At 54.7% G+C, this 10147-nt stretch carries 9 protein-coding genes; 1 reads left to right on the top strand and 8 read right to left on the bottom strand.

Annotated features, from left to right (window positions below; translation table 11 throughout):
* Positions 1-159 precede the first annotated feature (159 nt).
* Positions 160-1494 (top strand): MFS transporter, encoded by a 1335-nt coding sequence (locus ACTTKG_RS06545; protein ID WP_442673432.1) that lies wholly within the window; start codon positions 160-162, stop codon positions 1492-1494.
* 148 nt (positions 1495-1642) lie between these two features.
* On the opposite strand, the gene ACTTKG_RS06550 is transcribed toward ACTTKG_RS06545, so the two are convergent.
* The 8 genes from ACTTKG_RS06550 to rpmG form a co-directional block, all read right to left on the bottom strand.
* The gene (locus ACTTKG_RS06550; protein WP_442673438.1) at positions 1643-5899 is read right to left on the bottom strand and encodes a TonB-dependent receptor plug domain-containing protein; all 4257 of its coding nucleotides are present in this window, start codon (positions 5897-5899) and stop codon (positions 1643-1645) included.
* A gap of 354 nt (positions 5900-6253) precedes the next feature.
* Entirely contained in the window at positions 6254-6625 is a 372-nt protein-coding gene (gene rplL, locus ACTTKG_RS06555) for a 50S ribosomal protein L7/L12 (protein WP_442673433.1), read from the bottom strand.
* 96 nt (positions 6626-6721) lie between these two features.
* Positions 6722-7276, bottom strand: coding sequence for a 50S ribosomal protein L10 (gene rplJ, locus ACTTKG_RS06560; RefSeq protein ID WP_442673434.1), 555 nt, complete (start codon positions 7274-7276; stop codon positions 6722-6724).
* A 345-nt stretch (positions 7277-7621) separates the two neighbouring features.
* A complete protein-coding gene (gene rplA / locus ACTTKG_RS06565) occupies positions 7622-8308 on the bottom strand; it encodes a 50S ribosomal protein L1 (protein WP_442673435.1) in 687 nt (228 codons plus the stop codon).
* Positions 8309-8470: 162 nt separating this feature from the next.
* Complete coding sequence (gene rplK / locus ACTTKG_RS06570; RefSeq protein ID WP_314622013.1) at positions 8471-8896, bottom strand: 50S ribosomal protein L11; 426 nt, start codon at positions 8894-8896, stop codon at positions 8471-8473.
* Between the two features lie 99 nt (positions 8897-8995).
* Positions 8996-9532, bottom strand: a complete 537-nt coding sequence (gene nusG / locus ACTTKG_RS06575) for a transcription termination/antitermination protein NusG (protein WP_442673436.1) — start codon at positions 9530-9532, stop codon at positions 8996-8998.
* A gap of 15 nt (positions 9533-9547) precedes the next feature.
* Positions 9548-9772, bottom strand: coding sequence for a preprotein translocase subunit SecE (gene secE, locus ACTTKG_RS06580; protein ID WP_442673437.1), 225 nt, complete (start codon positions 9770-9772; stop codon positions 9548-9550).
* Between the two features lie 41 nt (positions 9773-9813).
* Complete coding sequence (rpmG, locus tag ACTTKG_RS06585) at positions 9814-9963, bottom strand: 50S ribosomal protein L33 (RefSeq protein WP_006192858.1); 150 nt, start codon at positions 9961-9963, stop codon at positions 9814-9816.
* Between the last annotated feature and the right edge of the window lie 184 nt (positions 9964-10147).

A 10147-nucleotide genomic window follows, 5' to 3' on the forward strand; every position in this document is an offset into this window, starting at 1 on the left:
AAGCCGAGCCGCCCCTTCCGCGTTAGAGGAAGCGCGTATGTTTGTACGCGGCAAGCGCCCGCTTCGTGCGGGAATCTGGGTGGTACCGCGGATGATCTTCCGTCCCTTTCTAGGGGACGGAATTTTTTATTATGCACTATTTTTTAGGAGGAAACCATCATGCAAACCTTAGATCTCGCCCTTCTCAGACGAAAGCGCGACCTGCGCATCATCCTGCCCGTCTTTCTCGTATCCGTCATCGCCTGTATTGATCGTGTGAACATCGCCTATGCGGCGCTGACCATGACGCAGGATCTCGACTGGATCACGCCCGAAATCTTCGGCGCAGGCGCGGGCATCTTCTTCATGGGCTATCTGCTCTTAGAAATCCCCGGCGCACTCATCGCCGCCCGCTTTTCTGCCGCGAAGTGGATCGCACGCATCATGTTCACATGGGGGCTCGTCTGCATCTTCATGGCGTTCATGCAGACGCAGACGGAGTTCTATATCTGCCGCTTCCTGCTCGGCGCCTCGGAAGCGAGCCTTTACCCCGTCATCTACTCCGTGCTCTTCGCGCGTTGGTTTTCCGAAAGGGAGAGAGCGCGCGCCAATTCCCTCATGCTGACGTCACTTCTCATCTCAACGATCGTCGGCGCACCGCTCGCGGGATTCCTGCTGCAAACATCCTTCTTCGGCATGCACGGCTGGCAGGAACTGTTCATCTTGGAGGCAGTGCCCGCCCTCCTCTTCGCCGTATTTTTCTTCTACTTCGTCAAGGACAAGCCCGACCAGGTTTCCTGGCTCAGCGCAGAAGAAAAGGAATATTTGAACCGCCAGTACGAAGAAGAGCAGGCGCGTATGCAGAGCGTCAAGAAATACACGATCTTCCAGGCTTTCTCCGATCCCAAGGTCTTGAAGCTCTGCTTCATCTACTTCATGTGGGTCATCGGCTTCTGGGGCTTCAACTTCTGGATGCCGACAGTGCTCAAGGGGCTTTCGGGCTGGTCGACCGGATTCCTCGGCGGCGCCATCGCCATTCCGATGACGGCGGCGCTCCTCGTACAGGTCATCATCGGCAAGACCTCGACGAAGACGGGCGACAAGGTCTGGCACGTCGCGCTCGCTCTCTTCGTCGGCGCCGTCGGGCTAGGGCTAAGCCCCTTTGCCGACGACATGTATACGGCGCTCTTCCTCGTCTGCCTGTCCGCCATCGGCATCTACGCCGCTATGGGCGTCTGGTGGACGATCCCGACGAGCTTCCTCTCCGGCTCCGCCGCTGCCGGCAGCGTCGCCCTCATCAACTCCTGCGGCAATCTCGGCGGCTGGGTCGGCCCCTACATGATGGGATGGCTCAAGACGGAAACAGGCTCCTTCGACACGGGCTACTTCCTCATGGCGCTCTTCATGCTCATCGCCGCGCTCACCGTGCTGACGATCCAATACCGCTGGAACGGCGAGCGAAAGACGGCACAGAGTGAAAGCGAACATCCGCTTACGCTGCAGCAGGAAGCATAAGCGCAAAAGAAATGCACCATAAGCAGAAAGAAGGGCTGTGCACAAGTCGAATTTGACGACTGCACAGCCCCTCTTATCTGCTGTCGCACAAGTTGGATGCGCGTCAGCTCTTCCTATTCATATTTTCCGCGCGAGAAACCGCATATCCCTAGAACCGATATGTGAGCTGCACACGCGCATAATCGCCGAGCTTGAAATCCTCGCTGCCGAAGAGCGTGGCGCGCTTCGCCGTTCCCTTGGCATCGAACGTATAGAAGAAGTCAACGCGCAGATTGTCGATGGGGACATAGCCCGCACCGAGCGTAAAGCTCCGGATGCCGTCGATGTAGCGATCGGGCAGGGATTCCGTGCCGTTGCCGCCGAGGAAGGAGCCATGCGCGAAACGCTTGTAGTCGAAGAATGCGTTCCAGCTCCCCTTCGTCCAGCTGTCGGGCATCCCGTAGTCGAGACGCAGCACATGATAGGCAGGCGTCGCGCCCCCGTTCAGCCCTTTCGCAAAGCCCGAGGAGTTCTGCCCCCATTCATAGGAGAGCTTCGCCATCGCCCCCAGGCGCAGGCTCGCGCCGAGGCCGAACACCGAGGCAATTTTTCCGCCGTAAGCCGAATCCTGCAAAGACTTCATATAGTGCGCCTGCACGCCGAGATCGTCCGTCAGAAGATGCTTGACCTGCACATATCCCGCCGTCTTGACGGCAGGCGTCGTATCGCGCATGAGGAGCTGTCCGTCGGGGACAGGAATCACCTTCGGTCCCTTGGAGAGCGGCAGATACGAAGCGCCATCCGGAGTCCACGATGTTGATAAATGGAAGAGCATATTCCCGATCGTCGTGTCAACGTTATCCCTTTTTGACAAATTATTCGGATCGCCGTTGCTCAGGCCGTAGTCGGCAAACCAGCGGCGGAAATTCTCCGGCGTAAGATCCGCCTCATGAACGGGCGTATCCCTGCCGTCCCTCAAATAGAGAACGCCGCCATTCTCCGCCATCGCCTTCTTTACCCTATTGAGGTATTCCGCACTGTTAAAATAGCTATCGAGATCCTTGGTCGGATCGAACTTATCCATCGCGACGCTGCTGCCGGTTCTTCGTAAAAGCCCCGAATGCAGGCTAAATGTTTGTACACTTTCCGTAACGGACGGATCGATTTCCTTCAGCAGCGTATAGAACTCACGCAGAACCTTCATGCGATGCTCGACGCTGCCGCCGCCCGCTGCTTTGTCCCGCTGCTGGGCGTCGAGGAACTTCTGATGATAGTTCATTTTGGGCAGATTAGGGGCAGGAATGCGATCAAATACCTCATTCCCCTCCGCATCTTCGGCCACCCAGCCAAGCAGCTCGTCCTTCGTCGCGCTTCGCAGGAACGCCATCGGCGAGAGCTTCGTATACGCCGTATCCGTGATGCCCGTCGTATGCGAGAAATCGCCAACGCCTGCACGCACCTGCGTACGATCGCTCGTCCAGACGGCGCGCGCCCCGTCGTAGTCCTTCCCGAAGAAATACCCCGTAAGACCGATGCGCTCCTCCAGCCGACCGAGCGAAACATCCACGTCCCCTGCTTCGTGACGCAGCTCTGCACGCTCGATCCGCGCCTCATTCAGCCCTTGGCTCGGAGCGATGTCCTCCTGTCCGTCCATGCCGCCCGCCGCGCTGGCAGTAACCGTCGCTGACGTATGCTCGCCAAGCCCTGCATCCGCACGCACGCGCAGGCGCTGCGCATAGCCATGTGCAGGATTGTCCTCAAGATTCTTCTGCGCATCGCCGACATCCCGCTTGTCCGTGACGCGTACGCCGCTTCGCGCTTCGCCCGTATGACTGTCCTGCCGCAATCGGTAATCGCCGGAAACACGGAACTCTCCCGGACGCAGCGTTTCCGTATCGCGCTGAATAAACCAATCGGAGCGATACGAAGAAGAAAGCAGCCCCGTCCCCATGCGTGCGGCAGAGCCGCCCGCGCTGTCAAAAGAGAAGTTCATGCCCAGACGATAGACGCGTCCTTGAAACGCACGATCATCGTCGCGCTTCGCGAAGAGATTGTCCACGCCGATATACGCCATAGCGTCTTCGCCGAACTTCTTCTGCACCATGAGATTCCAGATGCCAAAGCTTTTGCGCTTATAATCTGCAGCGTGCTTGGCTTCCGCCTGCTTGGACATGTCCACAGAATTGCTGTCGAGCATGTTCAGGTAGTAATCCGCCCAAAGCGAACCGCTCCAGCCGGTTTTCTCATCCATATAGCGGATGCCGAAATCGATCTTATGGCGCGGACGATCGAGAAGTTCGCGCGGCATGTGGTTCTCCTCGGCGTCCTTGTTGATCGCGTGCAGATACGTATAGCCGATTTTTGCCGACCAATGGCTGCTGAACGTATGGTCTAGCTCCGCCTCCAGCCCTGTGATCGCAACATTGCCCAGATTGCGGAAAGAATAGAGCCGATCGCGCGAGCTGGGATCGGGATCGCCGATGCCTCCGGGCGTTGTCGGGGCTTTAGTCCGCAGATACAGATAATTCCCGCTGAAATAATGCGTCAGATAATCCTTGATGCGATTGTGGAAGATGCTCACGCGTGCAAAGCTGTTCTTCGTTTCCCCTTCCAGGGACAGCGAAAGATTGACGGACTTTTCCGGCTTGAGCTGCGCGTTGCCGACCCAATACCAGCCCGGCGCGTGTTCGCTCATCGCCGGATACATCTCCCAGTTGTAGTAAAGCTCGCCCATGCCCGGCTCCGCATACCCTGTCCCTACATTCATCTTGAAGCGGCGATGGGAATTTCCTCCGACATTGTGCGTCATGCCGATGCCTGCCGTGACATGACTGCCAAAGAGACTGCTGTGATCCAAACGGACGACAGGCGTAAAAATCGTGTCTTTATCGTATTGCCATGTATCCATCAGATACGCATGCCATTTCTGGATGTGCGCCTTGCCGATCGTCAAGGTGTTCTGACGGGCATTGTATTCTTCCTTATATCCCAAGCCGTTAATGCGGGCAAGGTACGGAATCATCGGATTATCCCCGAATTTATAGGCGTAATATACAGTGCCGGCGCCCAGTGTCGTCAAAGGATCGGCGATTTCTTTCCCCGTCGCTTTATCGATGACCGTGATGTGATTGTTCGGCTTGAGTATATCGCTTGGCTGCGGCTCTTTGTAATTGTCCAAATCCGCCGTACCGCGATATTCATACGCCTCATCCCAGTGCACATTGCCGTTTGCATCTCGGTTGAATTTATAATCGTGTACGAAGGATTTTCCTTCCGGTGAAATATATGCGGTTCCCGGCAGGCTTTGATGCCACAAACTAGAATCATAATCGTCCGGTCGAATTTTTTTCTTATACGATTCAGGGGCATTTTGAATACGGGATCCCTCTCCATCTTCATCGGAGTAGCCGAATCCAAAGGTCAGGAAATGATCTGCATTGACTGCGGCATTGATCTTCGTATTCAAATGCCACTGCTGATGTGCAACGTCATTGAGGGTAAACAACATATTATATCCCGTGTACTGCGTATTTTTCGCCAAGGATAAAATACCGATGTCATTCTCCTGCCGTTTTCCATAATTGTAGTCTACGACCCAGTCGTATTTTCCCGTTCTCCCACGATAGGAGAGGTTATAGGTATCGCGTTTGATCTCTCGACGCAGATGCTGCTCCGGTTCTTCGTCTTCATTGCTATATTTGACGTTCTTCTTCATATCTTCGATCTCTTTGCCCAGAGAAAATTGGAGCGTTTGCTGCCTGCCAAGGTCATACTCCCCTTGAATGCCGACATTCTTGATACTTCCAAAGTAGCGCAGCGACGAGCGAAAGTCCGAATTCCAACTCGACGAAGTATCCTTCGCCGCATAGATCGGCAGGACGTCACGCTTGCTGCCCCATGCGGCAAGGCGCAGTTTGCCCATCGCCCCCGCATCGGCACGCAGGAAGAAATTGCTGAACGGCGTATTTTCCTTGCCGTCCTGCGCGCGCAGACCTTCCACATTGAGCGCAACTGCAGCCTTTTTGCCTGCGGTCTTCGTGATGATATTGATGACGCCGCCGATCGCATCGGCGCCGTACTTCGCGCTCGCCGCCCCGCGAATGATTTCGATGCGCTCGATATTCTCCGCGCCAAGCCGCATCACCTCGTCGCCTGCGCCGCGATACTTCGCCACATCCCCGAGGACAGGATGTCCATCGACCATGATCAAGGTATGCCGCGGCTCCGCGCCGCGAATCGACACGCCGACATTCCCCATCGCATCGACCGTGCGCGTCACGCCGACCTCGCTGAAGATGATGTCCTCGACCGACTTCGCTTGCTTCTTCGCGATGTCGTCTGCCGTAATGATCGTCGTAGACTGCGATTCGTATTTCGCCTCTTCTTTCGCGGCATCAGATTCAACATCTACCGATTCGGTTTGAATCTGTGTACCCCCCCCGCACTTTCATCCGCTTGCACAATACAAGCAGGCAGCATCAAATGCAGTGCGACAGCCATCCCAAGCGCACGCTTGGCATTTCTCCTCATACACATTTCCATTAGAAGTTCTCCTCCTTATCATTACAAACCAAAGATAATAAATATCACTTTTATTATAACATGATATGAAGAAAAGTCCACTGTTTTCACCGGAGAATTTATTATGAATGCGATTCACGTTTCTAAGGGATCGCTGATAAAACAACGTCGTTCCGACGGGAAATACATTGCAAAAACCGCCCTTGCAGTCGAGTGGACTGCAAGGGCGGTTTCTTATGCAATTTCTCTCAAGCCCAAATTACTTGAGCTCGACTGTTGCGCCTGCCTCTTCGAGCTTCTTCTTGAGCTCTTCCGCATCAGCCTTCGCAATGTTCTCCTTGATCGGAGCCGGAGCGCCGTCAACAAGCTCCTTCGCTTCCTTCAAGCCGAGACCCGTAGCTTCGCGAACCGCCTTGATGACGTTGATCTTCTTGTCGCCTGCAGCAGCGAGAACGACCGTGAACTCCGTCTTCTCCTCACCGGCAGCAGCCGCCGGAGCAGCGCCGGCAGCCGCAACAGCGACCGGAGCCGCAGCGCTTACGCCGAACTTCTCTTCCATCGCCTTGACAAGCTCGGAAAGCTCAAGGACAGTCATGCCTTCAATGGCCTGCATGATTTCTTCTTTAGTCATGATATGTACCTCCATAAAATGTTTTCTTTATTCATCGAATAATGTTTTCAGCCTGCAAGCATCGGGTTTATCCCCACACAATGCCTGCTGCAGGAATCAGGCGGAAGCCTGCTCCTCCTTCTGCTTGCGAATCGCCTCAAGCACATAGACCGCATTGCGGATGACTCCCTGCAGCACGTTGACCGTACCCGCAATCGGAGACTGCATACTGCCCAACAACTTGGCGAGAAGAACTTCGCGCGACGGCAGCTCCGCCAAAGCCTTGACCTCAGCGACATCAATGACGCGACCGTCCAAAAGACCGGCTTTAAGCGTCAAGATACCGGCATCCTCCAGCTTGTTCTTCTTCATGAACTCGCAGATGACCTTCGCCGGTGCGACAGCATCGTCTGCGGAAACGGCAAGAGCCGTCGTCCCCTCCAAGTGTTCGCAAAGATCATCGAGACCGAGATCCTTCGCGGCAATGCGCGTCATCGTATTCTTGACCACATGGTAGGAAACCCCTGCCTCGCGCAGCGTGCGGCGAAGCGCCGTATCCTGCGCTACGGTCAAGCCCTTATAGCTTGTAAAAACGGCGCCCTTCGCTGTCTGGAGCCTCTCCTTCAGCTCGGCGACGACCGCCTCTTTCTTTGCATTTACCTTTGCATTCATACTTGCACCCCCTCTCAATAAAATTCACACATAATAAAACGGCTTCCAACTGCACGCCGGAAGCCGCATCTTTTGAAGTATGCGCCTGAATCCGACCTCGGCGGGCGAGCAACTTGCTCGTTCGATGGTTAAACCATACCTGCTGTCTACAGTCATCGTATGCTGTTTTATTCTATCGGATTAAAGGAAGCGCTGATAACATGAAGTCGTCCAGATTTGCACAGATGCGCTGGTTCTATCAAGGAGACAAACCGCAGACGTAGCGGTGCTACGTCGAGGATTTGCCGACGACGAGAGGACAGTGCAGATGTGTGAAGATGGGCGGCTGAATTTATCAGTGATTCCTTAAGCCAGCGTAGCAACCGGAACGCCGGGACCCATCGTGGAGCTGACCGTGATCGCACGGATATACTGCCCCTTCGCCGCTGCCGGGCGAACGCGAACGAGCGTATCGACGAGCGCCTGATAATTCTCCTTGAGCTTCTCGACATCGAACGAAGCCTTGCCGATCGGTACATGGACGTTGCCTGCCTTGTCCGTACGATACTCGACCTTACCGGCCTTGATCTCGTTGATTGCCTTCACGAGATCCATCGTGACCGTACCGAGCTTCGGGTTCGGCATGAGTCCGCGAGGACCAAGAACCTTACCGAGACGACCGACCGTGCCCATCATATCGGGCGTAGCGACGGCAACATCGAAGTCGAACCAACCGCCCTGGATCTTCGTGACGATCTCATCGGACCCGACATAGTCGGCGCCGGCATCCTCAGCCTCTTTGACCTTCTCGCCCTTGGCAAAGACGAGAACCTTCTTCGCCTTGCCCGTGCCATGCGGCAGCACCATCGCGCCGCGAACCTGCTGATCGGCGTACTTCGGGTCGACGCCGAGACGGACGTGCAGCTCGATCGTTTCGTCGAACTTTGCCGTCGCAGTCTTCTTCACGAGTTCCAAGGCTTCAGCAACGCTGTAGAACTTACCGACTTCAAGAAGCTTTGCGGCATCCTGATATTTCTTGCCGTGTTTTGCCATTCAAAAATTCCCCTTTCGTGGTCATAGCGGATTTTCCCATGAAACCCCAAGAGATCAAGCCGAAAGCGCAGACCGATTGGCTGGTTTCATGTAAGGACGACGCACAATGTCCAAAGTGAACGTCTGTGCGTGTAGTTTCCTGCCACAAGCATGTATATCGAATCAGTCGACGATTTCGATGCCCATGCTGCGAGCCGTTCCCTCGATCATGCGTGTAGCAGCTTCGAGGTCTGCCGCGTTGAGATCCTGCATCTTCGACTGCGCGATCTCCTGCGCTTTCGCGCGCGGCACCTTGGCGACTTTCGTCTTATTCGGCTCGCCGGAAGCCTTTTCAATGCCGGCGGCTTTCTTCAAAAGAACTGCGGCGGGCGGCGTTTTCGTGATGAACGTGAACGAACGATCCTCGAAAACCGTGATCTCGACCGGAATGACAAGACCTGCCTGCTTGGCTGTCCTCTCATTGAACTCCTTGACGAAAGCCATGATGTTGACGCCTGCCTGACCGAGCGCCGGACCTACCGGAGGAGCCGGACTTGCCTTACCGGCAACAACCTGCAGCTTGACGAGCTTTGCGACCTTCTTTGCCATACTTTTAACACCTCCTTAAAAGGGGTTTAGGAAACGCTGCTAAAATGAAGTTTCCCAGATTCCACCGTGTTCAGCATCCAACGAAACGAAAGCGGCAGACTAGATTTTTTCAATCTCACTGTACGAAAGCTCAGCCGGAGTCTCGCGGCCGAACATATCGACGAGCACCTTGACCGTGCCCTTTTCAGGGAAGACCTCCGCCACCGTAGCGGTGAGATTCTCAAGCGTGCCCGAATTGATGCGAACGGCTTGTCCCACCTCAATATCCATATCGACGATGGGCTTTCCTTCATCCGTCCCTGCAGATTTCAGGATATGCTTGACTTCTGCTTCTGACAGCGGAATCGGCTTCGTACCCGAGCCGACGAAGCCTGTGACGCCCGGTGTGTTGCGCACGACGTACCACGAGCGATCATTGACGATCATCTCAACCAAGGCATATCCGGGAAAAACCTTTTTCTTGACGATCTTCTTTTTACCGTCCTTGACTTCGGTCTCTTCCTCCATCGGAACGATGACATTGAAGATATTGTCCTCCATCCCCATGGTATGGACGCGAGACTCAAGATTCGCCTTGACCTTGTTCTCATATCCGGAATAGGTATGGATCACATACCATTTCTTCTCAGATTCCATCGCGCCTCCAGCCTTCTATTGCAGAATAAGTTGAAACAGCCTTGCAAAAAACGTGTCGCATATCCAGATCAGCGCACAGACGACCACGACCGCCACGCCCACAACGCCTGTATAAGCAACCAGTTCTCTGCGAGTCGGCCATGTTACCTTCTTCATCTCCGCCTTGACCTCACCCAGGAAGCGGAAGAGACTGAAACCGCCCGAAGAAGGCTGCGGCGCTGACGATCTTTCATCCGTCAAAGCATTCACACCCCGTATCATATTGCTGCAAGCCCCAAAGCTTACTTCGTTTCCTTATGCGGCGTATGCTTCTTGCAGAACTTGCAATACTTGTTGAACTCAAGCCGATCCGGATCATTCTTCTTGTTCTTGTTGGTCTGATAGTTGCGGTTCTTGCAAACCGTGCAGGCCAACGTAACGGCATTGCGCATGTTTCAGCACTCCTTCCATAAAATCACTAACATACTTTATCATACTTAATACACCGTGTCAACAATATGCAGAGAAAAATCCCCGGACTTCCCGCCAACATAACAAAAACCCCTCGCAGGGGTTTGAAAATGGTGGCGGCACAGAGATTTGAACTCCGGACACTGCGGGTATGAACCGCATGCT

The organism is Selenomonas sp., from assembly GCF_052169755.1.
In the GTDB taxonomy this organism is placed as follows: domain Bacteria; phylum Bacillota; class Negativicutes; order Selenomonadales; family Selenomonadaceae; genus Selenomonas.